The 25,784-nt window shown below is 40.0% G+C and carries 27 protein-coding genes and 1 rRNA gene; 7 read left to right on the top strand and 21 right to left on the bottom strand.

All coding sequences use genetic code 11. The features are described 5' to 3' along the window. A 16S ribosomal RNA gene (locus BW139_RS17105) occupies positions 1–75 on the bottom strand; the annotation flags it as partial. A 619-nt stretch (positions 76–694) separates the two neighbouring features. Here BW139_RS17105 and BW139_RS17100 point away from each other — a divergent pair. Continuing rightward, positions 695–1,174 (top strand): RNA-binding protein, encoded by a 480-nt coding sequence (locus tag BW139_RS17100; RefSeq protein ID WP_055013410.1) that lies wholly within the window; start codon positions 695–697, stop codon positions 1,172–1,174. On the opposite strand, the gene murI is transcribed toward BW139_RS17100, so the two are convergent. Together murI and BW139_RS17090 are read right to left on the bottom strand one after the other, a co-directional pair. Beyond that, positions 1,137–1,925, bottom strand: a complete 789-nt coding sequence (murI, locus tag BW139_RS17095; RefSeq protein WP_076920466.1) for a glutamate racemase — start codon at positions 1,923–1,925, stop codon at positions 1,137–1,139. The two genes, BW139_RS17100 and murI, sit on opposite strands and share 38 nt — an antisense overlap. Positions 1,926–1,991: 66 nt before the next feature. After that, positions 1,992–3,116 (bottom strand): DUF5610 domain-containing protein, encoded by a 1,125-nt coding sequence (locus BW139_RS17090; protein WP_076920465.1) that lies wholly within the window; start codon positions 3,114–3,116, stop codon positions 1,992–1,994. A 164-nt stretch (positions 3,117–3,280) separates the two neighbouring features. Here BW139_RS17090 and trmA point away from each other — a divergent pair, with 164 nt between their 5' ends. Then, positions 3,281–4,378: a tRNA (uridine(54)-C5)-methyltransferase TrmA gene (gene trmA / locus BW139_RS17085; RefSeq protein WP_076920464.1), complete on the top strand. Its 1,098-nt coding sequence runs from the start codon at positions 3,281–3,283 to the stop codon at positions 4,376–4,378. 9 nt (positions 4,379–4,387) lie between these two features. Here trmA and BW139_RS17080 read toward each other — a convergent pair whose 3' ends face one another. The 5 genes from BW139_RS17080 to ccoG all read right to left on the bottom strand — a co-directional run bounded on the left by BW139_RS17080 (position 4,388) and on the right by ccoG (position 8,703). After that, a complete protein-coding gene (locus BW139_RS17080; RefSeq protein ID WP_076920463.1) occupies positions 4,388–4,840 on the bottom strand; it encodes a DUF523 domain-containing protein in 453 nt (150 codons plus the stop codon). Between the two features lie 62 nt (positions 4,841–4,902). Beyond that, positions 4,903–5,541 carry a thiol:disulfide interchange protein DsbA/DsbL gene (locus BW139_RS17075; protein WP_008113400.1) on the bottom strand — a complete coding sequence of 213 codons (639 nt, stop codon included), beginning with the start codon at positions 5,539–5,541 and terminating at the stop codon, positions 4,903–4,905. A 19-nt stretch (positions 5,542–5,560) separates the two neighbouring features. Then, positions 5,561–6,184 (bottom strand): thiol:disulfide interchange protein DsbA/DsbL, encoded by a 624-nt coding sequence (locus tag BW139_RS17070; RefSeq protein WP_076920462.1) that lies wholly within the window; start codon positions 6,182–6,184, stop codon positions 5,561–5,563. Between the two features lie 36 nt (positions 6,185–6,220). Continuing rightward, positions 6,221–7,195 carry a serine/threonine protein kinase gene (locus tag BW139_RS17065; protein WP_075169546.1) on the bottom strand — a complete coding sequence of 325 codons (975 nt, stop codon included), beginning with the start codon at positions 7,193–7,195 and terminating at the stop codon, positions 6,221–6,223. A 77-nt stretch (positions 7,196–7,272) separates the two neighbouring features. Next, on the bottom strand, positions 7,273–8,703 hold the full coding sequence (gene ccoG / locus BW139_RS17060; protein WP_076920461.1) for a cytochrome c oxidase accessory protein CcoG: 1,431 nt from the start codon (positions 8,701–8,703) through the stop codon (positions 7,273–7,275). A gap of 283 nt (positions 8,704–8,986) precedes the next feature. Here ccoG and BW139_RS17055 point away from each other — a divergent pair, with 283 nt between their 5' ends. Continuing rightward, complete coding sequence (locus BW139_RS17055; protein ID WP_076920460.1) at positions 8,987–9,346, top strand: hypothetical protein; 360 nt, start codon at positions 8,987–8,989, stop codon at positions 9,344–9,346. Beyond that, positions 9,346–9,552, top strand: coding sequence for a hypothetical protein (locus tag BW139_RS17050; RefSeq protein WP_076920459.1), 207 nt, complete (start codon positions 9,346–9,348; stop codon positions 9,550–9,552). The genes BW139_RS17055 and BW139_RS17050 overlap by 1 nt, the downstream gene beginning before the upstream one ends. Positions 9,553–9,584: 32 nt before the next feature. On the opposite strand, the gene BW139_RS17045 is transcribed toward BW139_RS17050, so the two are convergent. The 13 genes from BW139_RS17045 to gspC form a co-directional block, all read right to left on the bottom strand. Continuing rightward, a complete protein-coding gene (locus BW139_RS17045; RefSeq protein ID WP_076920458.1) occupies positions 9,585–10,172 on the bottom strand; it encodes a UPF0149 family protein in 588 nt (195 codons plus the stop codon). A gap of 21 nt (positions 10,173–10,193) precedes the next feature. Beyond that, positions 10,194–10,952, bottom strand: a complete 759-nt coding sequence (locus tag BW139_RS17040) for a type II secretion system protein N (RefSeq protein WP_008113409.1) — start codon at positions 10,950–10,952, stop codon at positions 10,194–10,196. 3 nt (positions 10,953–10,955) lie between these two features. After that, on the bottom strand, positions 10,956–11,429 hold the full coding sequence (gene gspM / locus BW139_RS17035) for a type II secretion system protein GspM (protein WP_008113410.1): 474 nt from the start codon (positions 11,427–11,429) through the stop codon (positions 10,956–10,958). Beyond that, complete coding sequence (gene gspL, locus BW139_RS17030) at positions 11,426–12,634, bottom strand: type II secretion system protein GspL (protein WP_076920457.1); 1,209 nt, start codon at positions 12,632–12,634, stop codon at positions 11,426–11,428. The genes gspM and gspL overlap by 4 nt, the downstream gene beginning before the upstream one ends. Then, complete coding sequence (gene gspK / locus BW139_RS17025) at positions 12,631–13,617, bottom strand: type II secretion system minor pseudopilin GspK (protein WP_076920456.1); 987 nt, start codon at positions 13,615–13,617, stop codon at positions 12,631–12,633. Before gspK ends, gspL begins: the two co-directional genes overlap by 4 nt. Then, complete coding sequence (gene gspJ / locus BW139_RS17020; RefSeq protein WP_076920455.1) at positions 13,617–14,282, bottom strand: type II secretion system minor pseudopilin GspJ; 666 nt, start codon at positions 14,280–14,282, stop codon at positions 13,617–13,619. The genes gspK and gspJ overlap by 1 nt, the downstream gene beginning before the upstream one ends. Next, positions 14,283–14,657, bottom strand: a complete 375-nt coding sequence (gene gspI / locus BW139_RS17015) for a type II secretion system minor pseudopilin GspI (RefSeq protein ID WP_076920454.1) — start codon at positions 14,655–14,657, stop codon at positions 14,283–14,285. Next, positions 14,657–15,244 carry a prepilin-type N-terminal cleavage/methylation domain-containing protein gene (locus tag BW139_RS17010; RefSeq protein WP_076920453.1) on the bottom strand — a complete coding sequence of 196 codons (588 nt, stop codon included), beginning with the start codon at positions 15,242–15,244 and terminating at the stop codon, positions 14,657–14,659. The genes gspI and BW139_RS17010 overlap by 1 nt, the downstream gene beginning before the upstream one ends. 49 nt (positions 15,245–15,293) lie before the next feature. After that, positions 15,294–15,716 (bottom strand): type II secretion system major pseudopilin GspG, encoded by a 423-nt coding sequence (gspG, locus tag BW139_RS17005; RefSeq protein WP_008113417.1) that lies wholly within the window; start codon positions 15,714–15,716, stop codon positions 15,294–15,296. A 69-nt stretch (positions 15,717–15,785) separates the two neighbouring features. After that, a complete protein-coding gene (gene gspF, locus BW139_RS17000; RefSeq protein WP_010393005.1) occupies positions 15,786–17,021 on the bottom strand; it encodes a type II secretion system inner membrane protein GspF in 1,236 nt (411 codons plus the stop codon). A 2-nt stretch (positions 17,022–17,023) separates the two neighbouring features. Then, the gene (gene gspE / locus BW139_RS16995; protein ID WP_076920452.1) at positions 17,024–18,586 is read right to left on the bottom strand and encodes a type II secretion system ATPase GspE; all 1,563 of its coding nucleotides are present in this window, start codon (positions 18,584–18,586) and stop codon (positions 17,024–17,026) included. After that, positions 18,579–20,645: a type II secretion system secretin GspD gene (gspD, locus tag BW139_RS16990; protein WP_076920451.1), complete on the bottom strand. Its 2,067-nt coding sequence runs from the start codon at positions 20,643–20,645 to the stop codon at positions 18,579–18,581. Before gspD ends, gspE begins: the two co-directional genes overlap by 8 nt. A gap of 23 nt (positions 20,646–20,668) precedes the next feature. Then, entirely contained in the window at positions 20,669–21,613 is a 945-nt protein-coding gene (gspC, locus tag BW139_RS16985) for a type II secretion system protein GspC (protein WP_076920450.1), read from the bottom strand. Positions 21,614–21,813: 200 nt separating this feature from the next. Here gspC and hslR point away from each other — a divergent pair, with 200 nt between their 5' ends. From hslR to BW139_RS16970, 3 genes are all read left to right on the top strand, one after another. Next, positions 21,814–22,236, top strand: coding sequence for a ribosome-associated heat shock protein Hsp15 (gene hslR / locus BW139_RS16980; RefSeq protein WP_008113426.1), 423 nt, complete (start codon positions 21,814–21,816; stop codon positions 22,234–22,236). A 12-nt stretch (positions 22,237–22,248) separates the two neighbouring features. Beyond that, positions 22,249–23,094, top strand: a complete 846-nt coding sequence (gene hslO, locus BW139_RS16975; protein ID WP_076920449.1) for an Hsp33 family molecular chaperone HslO — start codon at positions 22,249–22,251, stop codon at positions 23,092–23,094. Positions 23,095–23,354: 260 nt separating this feature from the next. Then, positions 23,355–24,893 (top strand): phosphoenolpyruvate carboxykinase, encoded by a 1,539-nt coding sequence (locus tag BW139_RS16970; RefSeq protein WP_008113429.1) that lies wholly within the window; start codon positions 23,355–23,357, stop codon positions 24,891–24,893. Positions 24,894–25,784 lie beyond the last annotated feature (891 nt).

The raw sequence follows: 25,784 nt of genomic DNA, 5'->3' as shown, positions 1-25,784 counted from the left end.
CTGTTACCGCTCGACTTGCATGTGTTAGGCCTGCCGCCAGCGTTCAATCTGAGCCATGATCAAACTCTTCAATTAAAAAGTTTTATGTCTTTCGACAGCTCAATGAATTCTGAATTTATTTAATATCTTTCGATATTGAATTGACTGTGCTGAATAATTACCGAAGTAACTATTCTGTTGGTCACTCAGTTTAAATTGAGACTCTAAATTTGTTTGCCTCACTACCTAAGTAGCTTGGCTGTTAGAACTCAATCTGTACGAGTGCCCACACAGATGATTGCTTTATATTGTTAAAGAACGTTGCGACGTTGTCGCTAGGGATGCGTATAATACATCCTTTATTTTTCGAGTCAACACTTAATTTTAAACTTTCTTGCGATGATTTAAACTTAAGTTTTACTTAACTCTGTGAGTAGTTCGTGCCCCGCTATGCGTTGCGCTCTGCCGTCTCAGTGGGGTCGCATTATAGGGAGATCCGAAAACAGATCAACCTTTTTTTTAGATCTTTTTACCGTTTGCTCAAGTTTCAAACAAATGAGGGTGAAATAGTAAAGAAATGCCTTACTATCGGTTATTTTTTACACTCTCATTAACTATTTGCTATAAATTTCATTGCTATGTTCAATTAAGACGTTAAGATAGCAAGTTCACAATGTTAAATTAATGTTTATTTCCTGTTTATTGGTAGATCAAAATGAAATTACCCGATCAAAAATCTTTTATCTTTGCAGTTATTCTTGCTGTTGTTGGTTTTGTTATCGTTAAGTTTGCACTTGCAAGCCTAGCATTAGACCCTGCACTACTATTTGGTGCTGGTTTATTAATTGGTGGACTTGTCATTGCTGCAATGTCATCAGTAAGTGCAGAAGAAGCCGAAGTAAAAACAAAAACACTTTATGTTGGCAATCTTCCTTATCGCGCAAATGAAGGCGTTGTACGTGCTTTGTTCGAAGAGCAAGGCAAGGTATTTAATGTTCGTTTATTGAAAGATAAGAATACTGGCAAACGTCGCGGCTTTGGTTTTGTTGAAATGGCTCAAGCTGATGCGGATAACGCAATTGCTAAGTTAAATGATAGTGAGTTCCAACAACGTACTTTAAAAGTACGTGAAGCAAAACAAAAACAAGAAGATGATTCTAACTCTTACCGTTCAGAGTCGGATCAAACAGTGTAACTTGCTTAACGGCTAGTTTATCACTACATATATCAGCCGTTGCATAATACCGCAGCGGCTTTTTTATGCCTGCTTGATCATCGCTTAAATTCAGTAAAGATCTAACTCGCTTAGCAATAGCCGCACCAGAATCTAACAACTCTATATCTGCTTTAAAGTAATCACTAATTGGTTTAGCAAGAATAGGAAAGTGAGTACATCCTAATACCAGCACATCGATATCTTTATTAATATTTAATCGGTTTAACTCAGCGTGCAGCTTTTCTATATCTAAGTATTGGGTAAAAAAGAATGTTTCTGCCAGGGTGACCAATTCAACACTACTATATAAGCTTGTAGTTATAAGTGAGGCATGCTCTTTAATCAGTGTATCCGTATATGAACTTGCTACTGTAGCAGGGGTTGCCAATAATCCAATATGCTTTGATTGTGTTATTTGTGCTGCGGGCTTAATCGCAGGTACAACCCCTACAATTGGAATATCTGTTATTTGACGTACCGCACTTAATGCAGATGTTGAGGCGGTATTGCAGGCTATAACAATTAAGTCGACATTGAGCGACTCATTTTTGATAAATTGGATTAGTCCACATAAGCGACTAATTATAGTCTGCTGCGACTGTGCACCATAAGGCAATAATGCATTATCCATGAAGTAACTATATTGAGCGTGAGGAATGCTTTGCTGAATATGCTCAAGTACTGTGGTTCCACCTATACCTGAATCAAATACCATGATGTGCGCTGACAAACTACCATTCCTACTCTTTACTTAGAACGGCAGTTTGCCATGAGGCTTTTATAAAAGAAAGTAGTTTTACTCAGCGTCTAGTTTTGCAGTAGCTGTGTTTAATTTATCTAAGTTTTCAAACATGGTGTTAGTGTAATCAACCAGTTTATCTATTTCTTGTTGATCTTGATTTAGCCATTGAATGATACCTGATAGCTGGCTTTCTAATCCTAGTGCTTGCGCTTTAGAGTAAGCCGATTTTAGATCATCATTAAAAGGCGCGACGGTTTCGGCAATGGCCTTTTCTGATGTTGGCTTAATTTGTTCATACTCTTTAATAGCTGCCACAGTTTTGCTTTGACGTAAGTCCATTGAAAATGCCACCAGCTGTTCATTACCTAAACTGAGTTCTTGGGCTTGTTCAAATGCTTTATCTAAGTCACCACTGAAAAAGGTTTTACTTACATCTTGTAACTCTGCCATTAAATCATTTATAGCTTGCTGTTCGTCTTCATTAAGCTCTCCATTTACTGACATAGAAAATGACAACTCACGAGACTCAGAAAATTGCGTACTAAATGCTTGTGAGCTTTCAGTTTGCTGATAGCGACTAGATGACTGGGATTGGTAAGCGTCTGCAAAACTAATACTCACCTCATCACCTTCTGCGGTGGTAAAAGTATAATCAGCGCTGTTACTAAGGTTCACATATTGCGATTGACTAACCGTTACGCTTGCTGGCTGAGGATTAAATAAGTTCTGCTCAAATTTATCAAGGCCATTAAAGATGCCCTCTTTTGATTTATCAATACCCTCTTCAAGCTCTTGATTAAATACGCCCATACCTTTTAATTCATCTACAGCTTCATCAACACCTGTTTGCACGCCTTTACGTGCCTGGTTAAGTATATCTTGTAGCTTGTCATCATCGGCACCATTGGCTTTGGCTTTTTTTACTGAGCTGGTCACAAAGTCTAAAACATTTTTGACTACTTCATTAAAATCAAACAATGGTTTGTCTTTTTTCGCCTCAGCAACCGGCAAGCCTAATTCTTTTGCCATTTTGTCACCCAATACGACAGCAGCCAATTCTTTTCCGCGTTGCTGATAGCTCGTTGGTGGAGAGTCTATTTTAGGCTGTGGCATTGCTTGTTTAGTATTGTATTTATTGGCATTGCTGTTTGGAACAAAACTAAAGTTACCTATTTTCATGAGAAGACTCCTATTTAGACATACTCTTATATCGGCCAAGTAAGCCTATACTGTAGTAAAATGCTTAAAAAAAGCTCACTATATTTGATCAAAACTAGACAAATACGCTTCGCTCCCTACAATAGCGCCGATAAACAGATCTCAACGATAAGGTTATACCGTTAATGGCAGTTATAAATATAGATACCACGCAGTACGATGCACAATTAAATGAAAAAGAGCAGCGTATTACAGAGCAGTTTCAACGTTTCGGTGTAAAACAGTTAGAAGTATTTAGCTCTGAGCCTATTAACTACCGTCAACGTGCAGAATTTAGAGTATGGCACGATGGCGACGATCTGTTTCATATTATGTTTGATCAACAAACGAAAGATAAAATACGTGTCGATACCTTTGATCCTGCAGCTCCTTTAATAGGTGAAGTTATGCAGGTAATGATTGATAACTTAAAAGGCTGCGAAGTACTGCGTCGTAAATTATTCCAAATAGATTATTTATCGACCCTCAGCGGTGAAATTTTAGTGAGCTTGCTTTATCACAAGCCACTTGATGAACACTGGTTAACTGAGATTAATGCCTTAAAGGAAAAGCTAAGTAGCCAGTACAAAATTGACTTTATTGGCCGTGCACGTAAGCAAAAAGAAAAATTAGGCGATGACTTTGTTACTGAGCGTTTAATGGTAAATGGCCAAGAGCTAATCTATCAACAGGTAGAAAATAGCTTTACTCAGCCTAATGCGAAGGTGAATATTAAAATGTTAGAGTGGGCACAAGAGCTATGTAAACCACTAAACAATGATTTACTAGAGCTGTATTGTGGTAACGGAAACTTTTCAATTGCACTTGCGGGCTCATTTAATAAAGTGCTGGCAACAGAAATATCAAAATCGTCTGTACATTCAGCGCAATATAATATTGCTCAAAACAAAGTAACTAACTTAGATATTATTCGCATGTCGAGCGAAGAGTTTACTCAGGCAATGAAAGGCGAGCGTACTTTCTCTCGCTTAGATGGTATTGACCTTAGTAGTTACAACTGCCAAACCATTCTAGTCGACCCACCTCGTGCTGGCATGGATACCCTAACGTGTGATTTAGTGGCTAACTATGAGAATATTATTTATATATCATGTAACCCAGATACGTTAGAGCGTGATCTTGATCACTTAACACAAACCCATGAAGTTAAGCGCTTTGCAATATTTGATCAATTCCCTTACACACACCATATTGAATCTGGTGTATTTTTACAGAGAAAATAAAATCTAATACTATAATGCCAGCGCCTTGATAAGTGCTGGTATTTGCTCTTCACTAAATACTTTAACTTGATTCTTTACCAATAGCTTAGCGGTCAGCCCCATGCCTTTTACTTTCACCCCACTATGGCTTCCATCATAAATTGTATTACGGCCACACGAAGGGCTAGACTCTTTTAGTAAAGCAAAGCGGATATTATGCTTATTACAAAGGGCTAATGCTTTATTAGCGCCAGCTTCAAATGCACTTGTTACATCCTCAGCAGTATTTGTAATAACTCGATTTTGCTTTATCTCAGCGGGCGCTCTAGGCACGAGTAAACCACCAGCAATCTCAGGACAAAATACGATTAATCTATTTTGCTTTTGCCACAAATTAAGTTGAGGGTGCAATATTGTTTGGCCTTTACCATCATAACGAACTGGCAAACCTAACAAACAACTTGAGATTAAAATTTTTTTCATAATGAATTTTCTTCTACAAATAAAAAAGCTCCTTTCGGAGCTTTTTTATTTCACTAAACTACTTATTTATTTGCTAAGTAGTTAATAAGTGCGCTTACATCTTCTGGCGATGAAATACCTGACTCGCCACCTAAGTTAAGCTTATATTTACCATTAACAATAAATGTTGGAACGCCACGCAGTGCCCCTTTTCCTTTAAAGTAATCTTGGTCGCGCTTCATTTTAGAGCTCAGTGTGCGTACCGAGAAGCTTTCAAATAGTTTATCAAATTTGTCGCCATCTACACCTTGCGCTAAAAATACATCTTTTACATCTGCAAGCTCATTAAAACGAGCACGCTTTGCGTGAATGTGGTCAAACATCGCTGAAATAATTTTATCTTTTTGCGGTAGTACTTCAGCAGTAGCTAGTGCTTGGCTGATCATGGTTTGATGTTCTGGGTCACGTACACCCACGAAATCTACATGGCTTTTCTTGAACTTTACGTTTTTGTCTAGCTTAGGTTTTATCTCAGCAAGCAGTGGCTCCATGTTATTACATGCAGGACAGTAAAAAGAGAAAAACTCTTTTACTTCTGGCTTTCTGGTTGCACGATCAGAGACGACATCATAATGCACGCCCTCTTCGTAAGTGGCAGCAAAACTGGTTGCAGCTAAAGGGAGTAATACAGCAAGTAACCCTGCTTTAACTAATTTGATCATTATTATGGTGCTCCAAAAATTATAGTTTTAGTAAAAAGCTAATTAACTCATCAAGCTCTTGTTGACTCTTGATTGTATTAATATTGATTTTATATTTGTCATTTACGATAAATGTAGGCACGCCAGTTAATGCGCCAAGTTCAGAATATTTATTCTGCTTATCTTGCATGGCACGTTCAGCTGCTATGATAGGCAAACTAGCAATATCATTATCAAATGTGCTGTTATCAATTGCGTTAAGCTCTAATAACTTCTTAACGTCTTTAATTTCTGTTAATGGTGCACGCTGAATATGGATGCTTTTAAAAATTTGCGCTGTTACTGCTTCTGCTTGACCATATTTTTTTGCAATTAAGTAAGCAAAGCTCAGGTTACTTTGTGCTTGTGGTGAAACGCCCCCTAAAAAGTTAACATGATTTTTTACAAACTCAGCCCCTTCAGGTAAGTTTTCTGCAATCCCTTTTGCTACCGGCTCAAACTTAAAACAGTGCGGGCAATAGAAAGAGAAGAATTCGGTTACGTTTGGCGTTTTACTCTTTTCAACGTCAATCACAGTATATTGATTACCTGCTTCAAAGTTGGCAGCTAGTGCTGCGAAAGGTAAACATAGGATCAGTAAACTTAGTTTTAATTTTTTAAGCATGAATATCTCGTTATACTTCTTTTTTAAATAAAAATATTATGGCAATAATTTTAACGGGGCTTCTTGCAAAGCTGCAAGCTGTTCTTTAAGCGCTAAAATTTGTTGCTCCCAGTATTTGTCATCTGCAAACCATGAAAAGTTCCGTACAAAAGCTGGATCGCTCCAACGTTTTGCAACCCAACCCATGTAATGAATCATACGCATGGCGCGAAGCGGTTCGATCAGCTTCAGTTGTGAGTGATCAAAATCACAAAACTCTTCATACGCATTCACTAAAGTGTCTAACTGTAACAGCTGTGTTTGTCGATCGCCACTGAGCATCATCCATAAATCTTGAATTGCAGGTCCTTGGCGGCTATCGTCTAAATCAACAAACATCAGCGCATCCCCAGCCCATAAAATATTACCAGCATGGCAGTCTCCGTGTAAGCGAATACTGTCTACATTTTTATATTGCAGCTGCGCTTGGGCAATAACTAAATCTAAAATAGTGTAAAAGGAAGTTTCTAGTCCCATAGGAACTAAATTACTTTTTTGTAAGTGAACTTTAGCTGTATGCAGGTATTCATCACAGCTAACAGTTGGTCTTTGGGTAAAGGGCTGCGTTTTCGCTACTTGGTGCATGCGACCAATTAAACGCCCTAGTACGTCAAGCTGATCTAAATTATCGACTTCAAATAAACGCCCGCCTACACTTGGGAATAAAGTAAATAAATACCCTTGGTGTTCAAATAAGCTTTGCCCATTATGCTTTATAGGTGCAACCACTGGTACTTCTGCGGCTGCCAGTTCAAAGGCAAAATCATGCTCTTCTTGAATTTGCGCTTTGCTCCAGCGTTCAGGGCGATAAAACTTAACAACGTAACGTTTTCCACCCTCAGCTACAAATTGATATACTCGATTTTCGTAGCTATTTAGCGCTAACAACCCTGACTCAGCGTAAATATCAACGCTTTCTATAGCATCCAAAATAAGATCTGGGGTTAAGTCAATAAAGCTAAATTTACTCATATACTTCTTATATAAAAGAAAAGCGGGAATATCCCGCTTTTTGTTAATAACAGTGTTCGTTTTTTAATACAGACCCTTTATCGCGCTTTAAAAAAGTTGCTTGGCTGCGATATTTGGTTATCAGGCTCGTTTATTGGCGACAGTACAAAGTTAAACTCGGTCATTGGCGCTTTTAAATCATAAGGGTCCATGACTAATGATAGCGGTACATTATGCGATTCACCGGCATTTACTGTAAAGGTGGTATCGCCTATGTATTTATAGTTATCTAATCCTTTAACATCAATAGAGAATGTTTGCTCATATTGTGCTTTATTAATCACTTTTAAGGTGTAGGTATTTTCAACTAAGCCATTAAAATCGACACGATACAACTGATTACGATCACGGATAATATCAAAGTCCATGGTTTTACGCATCGCTATATTAGCAACCAGTGCACCAGTAAGTAAGAGTAAAATAATACTGTAACCAATCAGCTTAGGACGCAGCGGATGGGTTTTATGCTCTGGGGTTTCTAAGTTGCGCTCAGTGGTATAAGAGATAAGTCCTCGAGGGTAATTCATTTTATCCATTACGCCGTCACAGGCGTCAATACACGCGCCACAGTTTATACACTCGTATTGCAGACCATTACGAATATCAATTCCGGTTGGGCAAACCTGCACACACAAGTTACAGTCAATACAGTCACCTAAATCCAACTCTTTAGGGTCTTGTTTACGCGAGCGTGGCCCGCGGTTTTCACCACGCGCTTCATCATAGCTGACAGTAAAGGTGTCTTTATCAAACATCGCTGACTGAAAGCGTGAATAGGGACATATATGCAAACACATTATTTCGCGCATCCAGCCCGCATTACCATAAGTACATATCGTAAATACAATGATACTAACTAAGGCATAACCGCCCACATTAAATGTGACAAATTCAGGGAGTAGCTCGCGAATAGGCGTAAAGTAACCAACAAAAGTTAACGCGGTATATAAAGAAAATAGTACCCAACTGGTGTGCTTTGCGGTTTTTCGCCAGAATTTATCAAAATCCATTGGCCGTTGATCTAACTTTTTACGTTGGTTAGCACTGCCCTCAAATTTTTCTTCAAACCAAATAAAAATGAAGGTCCATACTGTTTGCGGGCAGGTATAGCCACACCATACACGGCCATAAAAAGTAGTCACTAAAAATAGAGCAAATGCCGCAAGCATAAAAATAAATGCAAGAATAGTGAAGTCTTGTGGCCATAGGGTTAAACCAAAAATATTAAACTTTTGCTCCATTAGCTCAAACAAAACAGCTTGCTGGCCATTAAAGTTGATCCAAGGCAATAACATAAACGCTAACATGCCTAAAAAGCCGATACGTTGTCTTAGTAATTGATGAAGCCCTGTAACCGCACGTACATAAATGCGATTGCGGGGGTTAAATCTATCTTCTTGACGGCTCAGATCAGGTTTTTGGATCTTAACCTCTGTTGGTATGTTTTTTACTTTAATTTGCTTATCCATTGAAGTTCCTCAACGCCGCTAGGAAATAAAAATTCAGCAATCTTTTAGTACTTTTCGCCTAAGTGTAGCAACTTACATGCTAAACATAATTCGCTTTAAGTAGTACTTGTGTACTTTCAGATATTTCAGAAATATCTAACTACTGTCCCTTATTATACGCATATTAGCTAAAATTACTGACTAGATTGCTAATAATTTATTCAACTTGTGACTTGCTTTTAAGGTGTATTTTATTACACTTGCCGGCTACTAAAGTGTTGTTTGGATCAAGGTTTGTATATTTATGAAGAAATTTTTTATACTAGTGGTCGTGATCCTAGCATTTTTTACCGTTGATCACCCCTTAGTAAAAGAGCCGCGCGAACGCTTGCTCGGTGATGGTATAGGCTTGTTAAGCAGCACAACTAAACTAGACCGCTTTCCTGTAGCAACTATGACGAGAAACAAAGTGAATCAGCAACTAGCACTTTCTCGTTCTGAACAAGACTATGTTGCTAAAACATTTACTACGGATGAATCAGTCAAGTTATTTGAACTACGCTATTGTCGTCAAGGTGATCTAAACCTTTACTTTTACGAAGAACGATTACTTACTGTATGTCGAATTATCAAGGAATCATTAGCGCAGGCGAGAATAAAATAATGGATTTTTCTGGATTAAATAAAAAAGCAAGTAACTCATTTCATCAACACCGCACTATGCTTAAGCAATTGGCACAGGGTAAAACGTTAAAATGTGAACATTGTAATGGCGTGTTAACCCTTAATTTAGCCACCAGCGAGCCTGGTAAAGGAGTAATACAGTGCAAACAAGGTTGCACTGATATTGAATTAGAAATTGGCGGTTAGGTTTTAAGAACAAACTTTAAGTGCTAGAAAACTTACTCTTCCCACCCTTCATCAGTATACAAGCCACTGTTAAGCGCTACAATTTCGATAAGTTCAGCAAAACCTAATGCAAAGTCGCCCATTAACTCGTACTGCTGCTCACATAAGTGTAATTCATCAATATTATTTTGTTGTGCAATTTGCGCAATGATTGGTTTATCGAGTGCAAAAAAGCTGAGCGTCGCCTGTGCGCTTTCAAGCGCTTGCTTGTATTGAATATCTAGTTGTTTACTTGCAAGTAACTTATGGGTATACGCTTGGCTTGCGGTTAAAAAACCCGCTGACCACTGCTGGCAAAAGTCATATTCAAACTCAGCGGGTAACTTATAACCCAACTCAAATACTTGCTCACTCACCTGATGGTGTAATGCCATAAACAAAAATAACATGTCTTCATCAAGGTCGTTTGCTGTATCAGGGAGAATATTTTCTAACCATTGGTGAACTTCTAGCGGCTCAGGTGAACATATAACGCCAAATAAATAACCTTGGCTTTGGGTAAGGCTCATTGCGCCTGATTGGGTATTTAAAAACTCGCTGAGCAGCTTGGCATGCTGCTCAGTAAACTGAGGTATTTGCATTAAAACTCTTTATATAAAATATTAAAATTTAAGTGGGTAACGACCCTGGTTATCTGGTCTGCCTAAAAACTTCACCGCGTCATGAACTTCTTTGGGTAAAGTTAGATCGGGTTTAACATATCCCGCAACTTTAAAGTCAAAATTAGCCTTTAGTGTAGCATCTGCCTCAAGCCCTAATCTATTGTCTGGCTCGATGAGTATAGCAACATCGCCCGACTTACAACTTAATTTGCCACTGAGATCACCAATATTGAACCAACCAGTTAAACCTTGTACGTCAATATCAGGGCTGGCTATTTCACCTTGTAGTGATTGGCAATATGGCGCACCCGAAACGTATTCATCAAGCTCTAAGATTACACGTCCTTTAGCAGTAACTGGTAACGGTAAATCAATTCGCTGCATTGCTCGCTCAACGGTTGAACGCACTACGGTATCAGTTATTTTAAGTTCATCATTTGCTAGTGAATAACTAATATCTGCATAACCGGATATGTCACTGCGTTCACGAGGGTTACCAAAGCGTAAGTTAGTATTCACTTGAGCTTTAAATAACGACCAGCCAGATATATCCCAGCGCACATTATTTAATTGCTCGCCATCAAAGCGCAGCTGCATCACTTGCCCCTGCCATAGTGTGCCAACTGTTTGCCCTATTTCTAACTGCGGTGGTAAATACGGTTTAGCTAAATTTACAGCAACCGCAGCCGGTAATTTAATAACGCTAAAAACAATAAAGCTCATTAAAAAAACGATGGATAAAATTATTATTTTTTTCATTAACTACTTCTCTAATACTAAACGGCTTACGCGTACATAACCGGACTTATCATCTTGGCTTAAATCTAGATTTTCTACACTTAAGCCATGCTGATTAACGAGCTCGTCAATCCATTGGATTAATAGATTAAACTCTACTGAGTCGAGCGTTAAACGAAGTGAATTATCATTAGGCTGCATTTTACTAATATTAATGCTGTAACGGCCGCGCGTATTATTAACTATTTGGCTGAGATTTTGATTACTCACGGCTTGCGTTTTACCTGCAGCTTTGAGCTTAACAATACTCTCATCTACCCATGCTAATAACTCTTGCTGTTTTATTTGTGATTGTTCTGCCCGCTCTATCGCAGTATTTAAAGGCCTAAAAACCCCCATCACCAAAACAAAAATGATAAATACACCGCCTGCAACCATAATTAGTTGTTGCTCTTGCTCTTTTAATGAACGCCAATATTGCATGAACTGCTGTTTCATTGTGCACCTCGCAGTCTGATTTCGCCGACGATAAAATCGCCATCATTATTTAACGAGCCCTGCTCAACCGTAACCCCTTGCTGCTCCAGAATGGCTTTAACCTTACCAAAAGTTTGAAAGTCTTTACCACGCGCTCGAATGCGCAATTCATTACGGCGTTTGTCAAAGCGTAATGTTTGTGGCGTAAACTCATTCACTTGCGAAAACACGCTAACCAATTTACTGGTTAAATCTAAAAAGCCTGCATCGCTAACACCTTGCACTTTATCCAATGCACCCTGTATTTGATTTTTAATTAAATGAGGACGCACTCGCGTGCCAGGAAAGGCTTTTTGATATCGCTCTACTACTTGTGATTTAGCTACCTCAAGCTGCGAATTAAGCTGATGCAATTCAACCGCTTTAATTGTCACACTCGATACCAAGGCAATCACACTGATAATGGCGGCACTTTTCCAGTAACCCCACCATAACGCTGTTTTCTTTTTAAGGGTGTAAGGTCCTTGACGCAAATTAAACTTAAGTTTATCAAGCTGCTTAGCAAATAATGCCAACGGTAACTCATAGTCACCTGTTTGCGGATGTAGGTTAAGTGCTTCAGGGAACTGATCAGCTGGGCTGTAATGCTTGATATCTGGGTTGCCTAACGCTGTTAAATACTCTTTTAGCCAACTGCTTTCCACCGCGCTGATATGCCAATCACCTTGCTTAAAAAGCCACTGTTTATTAAGTTCGATGGCAGTAACACATGATTGTTCAGCGCTGGGCAATAACAATGCATCTGGTACTATTTGATACGGGGTGAGTTGATGCTGTTCAAATACTTCTAACCAGTGTTCAAACCAACGTCGATTCATCAGTGCAACCCTAATTGCATGTTGCTCTGCAAGCATGGTTGGCTCCCCAAGCGCGATATAAATATCGTCTATATCGCAGGCAATATCTTCTTCGAGCATATAGGGCAGTGCTTGCTCTAACTTACGGCTCCACTTTGTTGGCAGTGCCACGGTTTTTAATTGCACTTGGTCGCATGGCAACAGTACCACAAGCTCTCGGGTTGATGCTTTTTCAGTTAGTTCATTTAACTGACTGGCATTTTGTAACTCGCCACTGGCTATTATTTCTTGTTCTTGTGGTGAGTATATTAGCCAATTAAGTAAATTTTGCTCGGTTTGACCCGTGCGGATCAACAGTATCTCTGTCACTGTACGCCTCCAAATTTTCGCGCCAGTATCGTTACCTCGCCATTGCTGGCATACAGTAATGTGGTCATCGAAAAACGCAAATCAACAAATTTTGCCTGCGTTTGTAATTTAAAATATTCACTTTTTACACTAAAAAGCTTTTCTACCGCTTTGATATTTTTGCCGCCTTGTTGTTGAACAGAATCAAAAAACCCTTCAATATTATCAAAGCCATTTTCAGGGCGCGCTGCGATTACCGCCTCGGCACCAGATACACTCAGTTCATCTATTAAACCACTGAGCAATAACGCTTGCTCGGCAGTAACTGTATTCACATTAATTGAAAGTAACGTACTACCTGGGATCACACAGACAAAAGGCAACACCTTTTCCATTACCAAAGGGTTAAACCCTTTAATTAAACGCAGTTCAGATACCGAAGCAAATAGGCTATTTGCTGTCATGTACGGAAACTGACGCGATAAATACTCGCCTTCTTCGGCCCCAGAGCGATACGTAATACTATTTTTATCTAACCAGTCAAAAACACTATCAGCCATGCCTTCTTCAGATTCATCACTGGGTAAGTCTTCTATATTTTCTAATATGGCAAACAACGCTTTATGCGCAGGGTTGGTTTTATTAGTACTGTTTGGGTCGGGCTCAACGCCAAGCGCATTTAAGTTTAAACAGGCTTGTAAATCAGTTAACTGACCGCTTAACGTGCCGTTATCAACAGGATACTTAACATCACCTTGCTTTGCCCACGGCTGCGCTAAGGTGGTTTTTTCTGGATCGTCTTTTTTACTTTGGATTAAGCCTTTAATAGCTAATTCTTCAGCACCATAAGCATACCATTTAGCCTGTTGCTGACTCTGCAAGTTAGTACTTCTTTGTACCTGTACCATTAAGTTCGCACTCATTTCTACGGCTAAAATAGCAGCCAGCGCGACAATAAATAACACAATAACTAACGCCGCGCCGCGTGATGTTTGTTGATTCATCAAGGCGTTCCTCGGCCATTTGGTTGCGACTGGTTAGTACCATCATTAACCGGTTTTGGTAGCTCTTTACCGAGTCCTGGCACTAAAAAAACGCGCCTAATTGGTTCTGCGTCCATTTGCTTTAACGTTACAGCTACCGCTTTAGGTAACGCCTTAATTTGCCAGTTTTCTTGCCACTCACCGTTACCATCTAAAAACTCGAATTTAAGCTCTTCTACATCAGCTAAAACAACTTGGCTAAGAGGCTCCATATTATCGAGTTGATCAACATAAATGCGATACACTCGTTCTAAGTTGTCATCAATTACTCGATAACCAACAGCTTGTAACTCTGAGCGAGGAAGCAAATTAATGGGATTCATCCAACCATCACGCACAAAGGCAATGCCATCAAGCTGACTTTCTAAAATGTAGCGCCCTGTAAGTAAGTAACCCTCTTGAAAATCCCCAGCTTCATTACGCACTTGGCGTTTAGTCATTTGGCTAAAGTCTTGATCCATTAACCTAAAGGCTGTTTGTAACCCATTCAGCTCGGCGATTTTTTCATCTGATGCTTCTTTGGCACGCGTGGTGGTATCAAGTATTTGGTGGGTGGCCATAATAACAAACGCCAACACCCCCAGTGCCACCATCACTTCTAATAATGTAAAACCGCGCTGCTTCACTTATGGCTTACCTTTATTTAAGTAAGTACTTAACTCATAAATTGAATTTTCATACTTATCATCTGCAAACACATTAATGGTGACCTTTACAAAGCTCTTATCAGCAGTGGGCACAACATCTTGGCGCCAAAACCATTCAATCCCCGCCATCATCTCGCTGCCGCGGGCACCATTTTTACCTTGCCATTTTTCGCCTTGCGTTCGCTGCTCTACTAATACATTTTCGGCTACCCATGAGCCATACGTTTGTTCTTCAATGCTGGATAAGTGATGAATATGTTCACCGGTTGCTTGCATTGCAGCAATACCTGCCATGGCACAAATACTTAGCGCAACTAAGACTTCTAATAAGGTAAAGCCTTGGTATCTTTTCATTATTGGGGCTCTCGACGAAAATCTACTGGCGCTGCAAATTTACCTTCAATAAAATATACCGGCTCCGCCTGATCTTTTAACTCAAGCATGAGCTGAAATGCACTTACATCAGCAGAGGATAAAATAAGTACTTGGGGAACTTTTAATTTTTTAAGTTCTAATAAACTGTCTTCATTATCGCCACTCATTAACTCACGCCAGTTAGACTGCTCTAATAAATTATCTTGCGCCCAAGGTAGGTCTTCTAAGTTAAGTGTTACTTTGAATTGCTGGTCAAACTCAATTGGTTTAAATAACTCTTCCCGTTCAAAGCTGATCCACTTTTCACCATCAAACACTAAAAATTCAAGCGTATTTTGATCAACTAACAAACCTAACTCTACTTGGTTAAGTACGGCAAATTCCGATGCGGCATTAATGGTGGTATGCAGCCTACCTGCTTGCTTATCTAGCTCTTCCTCAGCGCCGCCATCTAAGCTGTATACCACCATTTTGGTGGCAAAGGCGATGATCACCAATACCACTAAAATTTCTATTAAACTAAAACCATATTGCTTCGCACCTAGGTGCTTAAGGTTTACCTGCATGGTAAACCCCAATCAACTAAGTTTAAACGTATGATAAAGTTAATACCCATTACTGCTTGTCTTCATCCCAGTTGCCAATATCATCATCGGTAGCTGGTTCGCCATCGGGTCCCATAGAAAAAATATCAAACTTACCAATCTCTCCAGGACTAATTAATTGGTAATTATTCCCCCACGGATCTTCTGGTAATTTGCTAATAAAGCCACCATCAGGGAAGCGCTTTGGAATAGGCTCAATACTGGTTTTTGTGACTAATGCCTCTAAACCTTGCTCTGTACTTGGGTAGCTTTTATTTTTAAGCTTGTACAAACTCATAGCATCTTCTAACTGCTGAATATCTAAATGCGCTTTATCAATAGCCGCTTCTTCTTGCTGACCCATAATATTAGGTGCCACAATCGACATGATCATCCCGATGATAACTAGTACCACCATCACTTCTAATAAAGAAAAACCTGATTGTTTATTCACGTTATTACCTCGTTATTCTAAAAACACTAAGCAAAAATGATTTAAGTAAATCATTAATATAAAAAATAATTAAAGGCCAACAGCCTTATTCATTGCCATAATTGGCTGCAAAATTGCCATTACTATAAACAATACAATGACTGCCATGGAGGCAATCATTGCAGGTTCTAATAATTTTAATGACACATTGACCATACTTTCAAACTCGCGATCTTGATTGTTAGCAGCTCGCTCTAACATTTGCTCAAGTTCACCGGACTTTTCACCACTGGCTATCATATGCAGCATCATTGGTGGAAACAACTTAGTTTGCTGCAGTGAAGCACGTAGACTTGCTCCTTCACTTACTCTTTCTGCGGCATCAGCCACAGCTTGTTTGATTTTTTCGTTAACTAATACCCCACCAGAAATACGCATTCCTTCTAGTAGCGGTACTGAACTTGACGATAAAATACTTAAAGTACGAGCAAAGCGCGCTGTGTTAATCCCTCTAGCAACTTTACCTATGCCTGGCATATGTAATACTTTTGCATCCCACCAAAACCGTACCTTAGGTTTTTTAAGCGCATACTTGATTCCAACCGCGGTAGCGGTGATCACCAATAAACTTATAAACCAGTAATTTTGCACAAAATGACTACCCGCCATAACCCACTCGGTGGTCCAGGGTAAAACTTGTTTAGTTTTTTCGAACGTTTTTAATATTTTAGGTACCACAGTACCCAATAATACCGAAACAATACCAATGGCAAACACCACCAAAATAATTGGATACACCATAGCCTGCGTAATTTGACTGCGCATATGTTGGCGCTGCTCAGTGTAATCAGCTAGTCTGTTGAGCACTTGATCTAAGTGACCTGACTTTTCACCTGCCGCCACCATAGCGCGGTACAAATCGTCAAAAACATGCGGAAATTCACTCATACCATCAGCAAGGGTATAACCTTCCACTACTTTCGATCGCACCGACATCAACATACGTTTTAGCCGTGGCTTTTCACACTGCTCAGCAACTGCCATTACCGCCCCCTCTACAGGTAGGGCAGACTGAATTAGGGTTGCAAGCTGACGAGTGATCAAAGCGAGATCGGCTGTTGATATGGTTGGTTTAAATAAAGAACCGAGTAAGGGAGCTTTTTGACCTTTAACTTGTTTGTCATCTTGCGCAGCAGGCACAACCTCAAGCGGCGTGAGCTTTTGATCGCGCAGAAGCTGACGAACTTGCTTAGCTGTATCGGCTTCTAAAATACCTTTTTTTTCTTTTCCCCGACCATCTAATGCGCGGTATTCAAACGCCGCCATAGCTAACCTTCCTCACGCGTTACGCGCAGCACTTCTTCAAGCGTTGTTTTACCTGCAAGCACACGGCTGCAACCATCTTGACGAATGCTTGGGCTGTGCTTACGAATGTATTTCTCTACGCTTTGCTCACCTTTACCGCTGTGGATCATTTCACGAATGGTTTCGTCGACAACTAATAACTCGTGAATACCAGTACGACCTCGGTAGCCATTAAAGTTACACTCTTCACACCCTACTGCGCGATAAATCGTCGGTGCATTGTCAAACGATACGCCGAGTAATTCACATTCACGCTCATCTGCAACGTGACCTTCTTTACAGCTATTACATAAGGTACGTACTAAGCGCTGGGATAATACCCCCAGTAATGAAGACGATAATAAAAATGGCTCAACGCCCATATCTTCCATACGGGTGATTGCACCTGAGGCTGTATTGGTATGTAACGTAGACATAACTAAGTGGCCAGTGAGTGATGCTTGCACACCAATTTGGGCTGTTTCTAAATCTCGTATTTCACCGACCATAACTACATCAGGATCTTGACGTAAAATAGCGCGCAGACCACGGGCAAAAGTCATATCAACTTTGGTATTAACCTGTGTTTGGCCAATGCCAGGAATTTCGTACTCAATTGGATCTTCAACCGTTAAAATATTGCGATCCCGTGAGTTAATTTGGCTCATACCTGCATAAAGCGTGGTACTTTTACCAGAGCCTGTAGGGCCTGTAACTAAGATTATACCGTGAGGCTTGCTAATTAAGTCGGCAAACAGCTCTCGGTTTCGAGCTGTCATACCTAAGTCTTCAAGATTTAAACGTGCATTGTTTTTATCAAGTAAACGCAGTACCACGCGCTCACCAAAGCTCGATGGCATAGTCGACACACGCACATCCACTGCGCGTCCTGCAATACGCAAACTAATACGGCCATCTTGCGGTATACGTTTTTCTGCAATATCGAGTTTGGCCATTACTTTAATACGCGATACCAGTAAAGAGGCTAGTTTCCGATTAGGTTTTAAAACTTCTTTGAGTACGCCATCCACCCGAAAACGAATAACCAGCTCTTGCTCAAATGTTTCAATGTGGATATCAGAGGCGCCTTCTTTAATTGCCTCACTGAGCATGGCATTAATTAGTTTTATAATAGGTGCATCGTCGTCACCGGCTAGCAAGTCTTCAGTTTGAGGAAGCTCATCAGCTAGTGAGAATAAATCAACCTCATTACCAATATCTTCCATCATTTGCTGAGTTTCTGAACTATCACGTTGATACGATGCTTCTAGTAATAGCTCAAACTTATCATCTTCTAGTTGCTCAAGCGTAAAGCCATGTCCTGCAATACGGCGTACTTCTAGTAATACATCAACATCAAGCTCACCACGGTAATACACAATTTGGTTATCTTTATGCTTACTGAGTAACGCACCCACTCGTCTGGCATATGAAAACGGCAAACGCTTTGCAGGCAGCTCGACTAAGTCCTCTTGAGCAAGCTGATCATCACTGTGAGTAATTGGATGAACAACATCTTGATTAATATCTTCTATCGCATTAGTCATCGTTACGCTCTTGTGCATTTTGTTTGCGTAAATGCTCTTCGTACGTAGGTGGTAGCACTAGTTCGTCATTCCACTCGGGTAAAATAGGCGTGTCTGACATTGGCATTAAATTAATACCATCTTCACGTTTTTTAAATTGCTCACCACGAATAAAGTTATATTTACTAAAGCTGAGTTTATTCATACTAACGCCATCGCGAATAATAGTTGGTCGAATAAATACGATAAGATTACGCTTACGCTTTGTTGTGTTAGTCGACTTAAATAAGTGCCCTAAAATAGGAATATCGCCTAGTAATGGCACTTTTGACACGCTTTCTTGCACATCTTCATCAATCAAGCCGCCTAATACCACCATACCGCCATCATCGGCCATTACGGTTGTTTTAATTGCGCGCTTATTCACTGAAATATCAACTGCCGTTGCACCACTAACACTAGAAACTTCTTGCTCTATGGTTAATTGCACCGCAGAACCATCATTAATTTGTGGTGTCACTTTAAGTTTTATACCCACTTCTTGACGCTCAACCGTTTGAAATGGATTTTCGTTGTTACTACCTGTTTGCGAACCAGTAATAATTGGCACTTCTTGACCAACTAAAATAGACGCCTCTTCGTTGTCCATAGTGGTAATAGACGGAGTCGCTAGGATATTAGAATTAGTATCGGTAGATACTGCTTGTACGATTGCGCCCCAGTCATTTTTAATTACCCCCATGGCCAAACCATTAATGCCACCAAGTAATGATGCAAGCGGGCCGTAGTCGCCTTTAGTAGTTTCATCAACCTTGGTTACCGTACCGCTTTCAGTACCTATTATATTTTTGGATACGGTAGTGTCACGAGCCTGCTCCGCAGCGACAGCTAACGCACCTACAGGTACTGTTGTACCATTGTTAAATTGTAGCATCCCACCTTGCTCTGAAATCCATTGCAGGCCAAAGTTAACGCCATCACCTTCCATCACTTCAATAATAATGGCTTCCACTAATACTTGTGCGCGGCGAATATCCAAACGCTCAATTACTGACTCTAGTGAACGCATCGTATCTGGCTGAGCGGTGATCACGAGTGAGTTAGAATCTGGATGAGCTTCAATGCTAGTGTCGTTTCTATTACTGCTACGCGCATTATTGGTTGCTCCGCCTTTTGAATCCTCTGCCAGCGATTTACTCACACCTTGAAGTACTTTGACTAAATCTTCTGCTTTTGCGTAGTTTAGGTAAAATACTTTAGTGTTACCTTGGCTTTCCAGTTCGCCATCTAAACGCTTAATAAGCTCAATGGCGCGTGTACGTGCTTGGCCTTCACCACTAACAATCACACTATTAGTACGACCATCAGCTACCACTTTAGGAATTAAAAACTCAGGAACACTGCCCTTACCACTGTCTTTATAGATATTTTCAACCACTGAGACAACATCATCAGCTGTTGCGTACTTAAGCTTAACGATATCAACACGCTTATCACCCGCTTGGTCAACAGAGCGAATAATTTCGACTAAGCGATTAACAGATGCTGCATGACCAGTTAGCATCATAACGTTGGCCGCATTAAAGTTAGCAACGTGACCGCCATCTTTCTGGTCGCTAAATTGGCGAACTAAAGGGCCTAACTCTTGTACGCTTACATTTTTAACTCGCACAACCCGTGTAATCATCATATCGCCAAGCGCTTGGCTATCAGCAGTAATTAATGGCACGTTTGATTTTTTAGCATCTGAGCTTTTTTCTATTTTTATTATGTTGTTATCCATTTCAACGGCTGAATAACCGTAAACTTCTAAAACATTTAAAAAGAACTGATAGTAAAGCGCCTCATCCATTAATTCATAACTGCGTACATTTACTTTGCCACGCACGTTAGGATCAATAATGATGGTTTTATTAAGGTTTTTGCCAACAATATTAATAAACTCATTAATATCTGTGCCCTTAAAGTTAGCAGCGTATTCAACAGCAGCAACCGATAAAGAAAGACTTGCCGCTAAAAAAAGTGCCGCATACTTAGCTAACCCTTTTTTAATTTTTTTGAGGTGTAGCACCTGAACCATTATGTTAAAACTCCAAAGCTAAGTTATTGCAGACTAAATAGTACATCTATTTGCTCACCATCACGCTCTATTGTGATTGTTGCATCTGTACTGTTTCGCAGCTCATTCATTGCTGCCATTGCCTGTTTTAAATCTGTTAATTGATAACCGTTAATTGCCACGGCCAAATCATTATTTTGTAATCCCATTTGTTTAAATAATTCAGGCTCTTTACCTGGACTCAAACGGTAACCTATAAGTTCCCCATCATTCATCGCTTGAGAAACGCGTATATAATCAAATAGTTTGCCAGGCTCTTCTAAAAGCTCCTCGCGAGTTTCTATTAATGCTTCTTTCACCTCAAGGTTGGCAGTGGCATCGATTTGCTCCTCGCTTTGTGCTGAAGGTGCTAAAGGACCCATTTCAGGCTCATCTCGCGCAGCCAGTACAGGCATAGACACTGTTTTGGTAAAGTCGAGTCCATCTAGCATTAAGGTTTCAAAGCGACCGCTTACATCTAAAATTACACGGTCTGGGAGTATTTGCGATACTTTTGCACGCGTGCCTTGCACCACATCCTCAACTAAATAACTCGCTTGGCGACCTTGTGATTCAATAATAGCCATTCCCGCCTTATCATCATTACTCACAGCAACAATACCGGTTAAATTAATACTAAGACGCGTTTCAGGGGCATTATTAATGACTTTAGTTTGCGGAGCAGTATTGGTGTTTTTTGTTACATTTACTTTACCAAATAAAAATTGCTCAATAATCGAATCTACAGACTGGTTATTGCCACCCACAGCTTGGTTAGAATAGCTAATAGGGGCAAGAGGAGATGTTACTGGGTGCGGCCATAATAGCCACATCAGTTTTGATAATAAAAATGCAATATAAACAACAACTAAAACCATAACCATTGCGCTTAATTTCGCATGCGGTAAACGGTTTAATAACTGCTTAAATTGTTGAACGTGCTGTTCCATAGGTAGTGTTCTTATTTTAATTTATAACGAAATCACTCAGCCATAGTACCTTTTCATTTTTCATTCAACAAGCACGCTAATATTAAACTTTGTAAACAGATTGATTTATTTATTGTATTAGCTGTGAAATCAAGCAATAGCTACATGCGGTAACAGTTTCGTGATAATTTACCTAAGTAGTAAATTTACTAGGATGTTTTATGACAAAGAAAACTAAACTCAATGACAGCTCAGAAAACGCGGACACACTTAAAGTGAGGTTAGACAAGTGGTTATGGGCAGCTCGATTTTATAAAACGCGCGCAATTGCACGTGAAATGGTACAAGGCGGCAAAGTGCATTATAATGGCCAACGTAGTAAGGCCAGCAAAATAGTAGAAATTGGCGCAGTTATAAAGCTAGCCCAAGGCGTTGATGAAAAAACCATCACAGTATTAAATATACTTGAAAAGCGCCAAAGCGCCCCCATTGCACAGACCATGTATCAAGAATCTGATGCTAGTATTGCTAAGCGTGAAGAAAATAGTATCGCACGCAAAAATAACAGTTTCTTTGCCCCGCATCCGGATAAAAAACCAGATAAAAAGCAAAGACGCGAACTTTTAAAAATGAAATCAAGTTAGGTATAGCCGCTCATGCAACAAGATTTACTTCACCGCTATTTATTTGACAACCTCGATGTTCGTGGCGAACTCGTACAAATAGACAACGCTTACAATGAAATGATTGCGAAACACAATTATCCAGAGCCCGTTAAAGCATTATTAGGTGAGCTGCTTGTTGCAACCTGTTTATTAACAGCAACGTTAAAGTTTGAAGGCGAGATTGCGGTTCAACTACAGGGTGATGGTCCCGTAAAATATGCAGTGATCAATGGTGACGATCAACAAAATATGCGTGGTATAGCGCGATTACAGCATGAAGTGACGGGCTCAACAGTTAAAGAGCTTATTGGCCAAGGCTACATGGTTATCACTATTACTCCCACTCAAGGTGAGCGTTACCAAGGGATAGTACCTTTAGAGCATGATACATTAAGTGAGTGTATAGAAAGTTACTTTGAGCAATCTGAGCAATTAAAAACGCGCCTTTGGTTTGCAACCGACACCAAAGAAGGCAGTGCCAAAGCATGTGGGCTATTTTTACAAGTGCTACCTGTAGATAAACAAAAATCGATTGAAGATTTTGCTCACCTAGAAGCACTCAGTAATACAATTAAAGATGAAGAGCTACTAGAGCTTGATGCCAATACCATTTTAACGCGTCTTTATCACGAAGATAACCCACGCGTATTTGACCCTCAGCCAATTCAATTTAAATGTGGCTGTAACCGCGAAAAAACGATGACAGCTCTAGTTAATGTTGGTCAACAAGCTCTTTTGGATGATGTCCAAAAAAATGGTGAGATTAAAATTAGCTGTCATTACTGTTTAAAAGATTATGTGTTCAACGAGCAAGACATAAAAAGTATATTTAACTAATCTAGCTTTTTAACACACCATAAAATAGCCATAAATTTTTATGGCTTTTTTGTGCCCAAAAAATGACACCGGTATCACAAGCTGAGCATTTTTCATGACACCGGTATCATTGAAATTATTCATGTTTTTTCCTTAATTTATATGTTTTTACTGCGTTTATAAGCTCGAATATCCTTAATCCATCTGTTACTATATTTGCAGCTTAAGGTTACTAAGACCCAGAGCTATCCCGTTCAATCTCACACAATTTAGGTATAAACATGACTTCAAGCGCTACCCGTTTTGTCGATCTAACTGCAGCTGAACTTGTCGAACACGCTATCAGCCGTGGCGAAGGGACTTTAGCCGCCAATGGTGCTTTTGTAGCTAACACTGGTCGTCGTACCGGTCGTTCTCCAAAAGATCGTTTTATTGTTCAAGAATCAAGTACTGAAAATGAAATCCAATGGGGTAACGTAAATCGCCCATTCGATGCAGATAAGTTTGACGCCTTATGGGCACGTGTAGAAGCACATGTGCAAAGCAACGACCACTTTATCTCTCACCTTGAAGTAGGCGCTGATCCAGAGCACTACCTTCCTGTGGTTGTAACAACAGAAACTGCTTGGCACCATATCTTCGCTAAAAACATGTTCATCGAGCCACAGTCATACAACAAAGCAGACTTCCCTCAGTGGCAAGTAATGAATGTACCTTCGTTTGTATGTGATCCTGAACGCGATGGCACTAATAGCGATGGCACAGTTATTATTAACTTTGCACAACGTAAAGTGTTACTTGCTGGTATGCGCTACGCGGGTGAAATGAAAAAATCGATGTTCTCTGTGCAAAACTTCCTACTACCAGCAAAAGGTGTATTACCAATGCACTGTTCTGCTAACGTAGGTGAAGCAGGTGACACCGCATTATTCTTTGGTCTATCTGGTACAGGTAAAACAACCTTATCAGCAGATCCAACTCGCTTCTTAATCGGTGATGATGAGCACGGCTGGGCACCAGGTAGTGTATTTAATATCGAAGGTGGTTGTTACGCTAAATGTATCGACCTTTCTCAGAAAAACGAGCCTGTTATCTGGGACGCTATTCGATTCGGCACTATTTTAGAGAACGTGGTACTTGATGAAAACCGTGTTCCTGATTTCAACGATACCAGCCTAACTCAAAATAGCCGTGCAGCTTACCCACTAGAGCACGTTGAAAAACGTAAAGTCGAAAACCGTGCAGGCGAGCCAAAGGCAGTTGTATTTTTAACATGTGATGTAAGTGGTGTACTTCCACCAGTGTCTGTACTAACCGAAGAAGCTGCAGCGTTTCACTTCCTAAGTGGCTACACAGCAAAAGTTGGCTCTACAGAAATTGGCTCTACTAGTGATATTGAATCAACATTCTCAACGTGTTTTGGCGCTCCTTTCTTCCCACGTCCTGCAGGTGTGTACGCAGAGCTTCTAATGAAGCGTGTACGTGAATTCGGCGCTAAAGTTTACCTAGTTAATACTGGGTGGACAGGTGGTCCTTACGGTATTGGTAAGCGCTTTGATATTCCAACAACACGTGCTGTTGTTGATGCAATCGTATCTGGAAAATTAGCCGGTGTTGAAACTCAACACATTGACGTGCTAAATCTAGACGTACCAGTTGCAGTACCAGGCGTAGACAGCAAGCTTCTTAACCCAATCAATACATGGGAAGACAAAGCTAAATATGCAGAATATGCGTCTAAACTAGCTGCTGATTTCACAGAAAATTTTGCTAAATACGACGTATCTGACGAAATTAAAAATGCAGGCCCTAAAGTTTAGTAATCACCTTTAGTCTCATATTTAAAACGCCAACTTTGAGTTGGCGTTTTTGATCCTACCTATTTTACTTCAGCAACGTAGTTACTTTAATAATTGCTGATAAGTCACCTCTTAGCTAAAGACGTTATCTCTTGTGCCTCTCTGTATTTCTTGATAAAAACAAACCGAGAGCCTATTAAACTTTAAGATAGCAGTTACTGGTTTGTATAGACATCATATTATATTTTTTATACCTAAAATTAAACGCCATATAACTATGTTAACGTAGTACAACTGTGCGTTGTCATCAGTAATGGAACAATGCTGTAGGGTAAACCTATCCAATACTTCACTCTTTACCCTGATAGAGCACATCAAACAACACTAGCTATTACTACACTCCTATGAACACAAAAAGGCTCAGGTCATTCGAGTCGTGCTTGCTTTTGGAGTGAATAGGCTATTTCTTGCGACAGCATAGCAGAATATCGTTGCAAAACAGCGGGGAGAGTCATTATGAAAGCATGGAGATGATAATTTAGGGACTAGTTTAAAGTACAAGGTGAATAACTGAGATCAGTAAAGAGTAGCAGGGCTGATAATGATACTTCAAAACTTATAGTGCATGGCTTAAACACTGACTTGTATTTGGAGTGGGTGCGCTACTTCGTAGCGACAGCGCAGTAGAATGTCGTAGGCTCGGTTCTGGTCAATTTTCTTCCTTTAACCTAATACCTTTCACCTCGAACTTCTTTTTACTTTATTCCAGACGTAAAAAAGCCCGGCTCTTTCGAGTCGGGCTTTCTTGTATTTGGAGCCTGGTAATGTCCTACTTTCACATAGCAAATGCTACACTATCATCGGCGCTGTTTCGTTTCACTACTGAGTTCGGCATGGGGTCAGGTGGGTCCA

This window comes from Pseudoalteromonas sp. SK18, assembly GCF_001974855.1.
Lineage (GTDB): Bacteria > Pseudomonadota > Gammaproteobacteria > Enterobacterales > Alteromonadaceae > Pseudoalteromonas.
The sequence above is the reverse complement of the archived record's forward strand: the minus strand, read 5'-3'. Positions and strand labels throughout refer to the sequence as shown.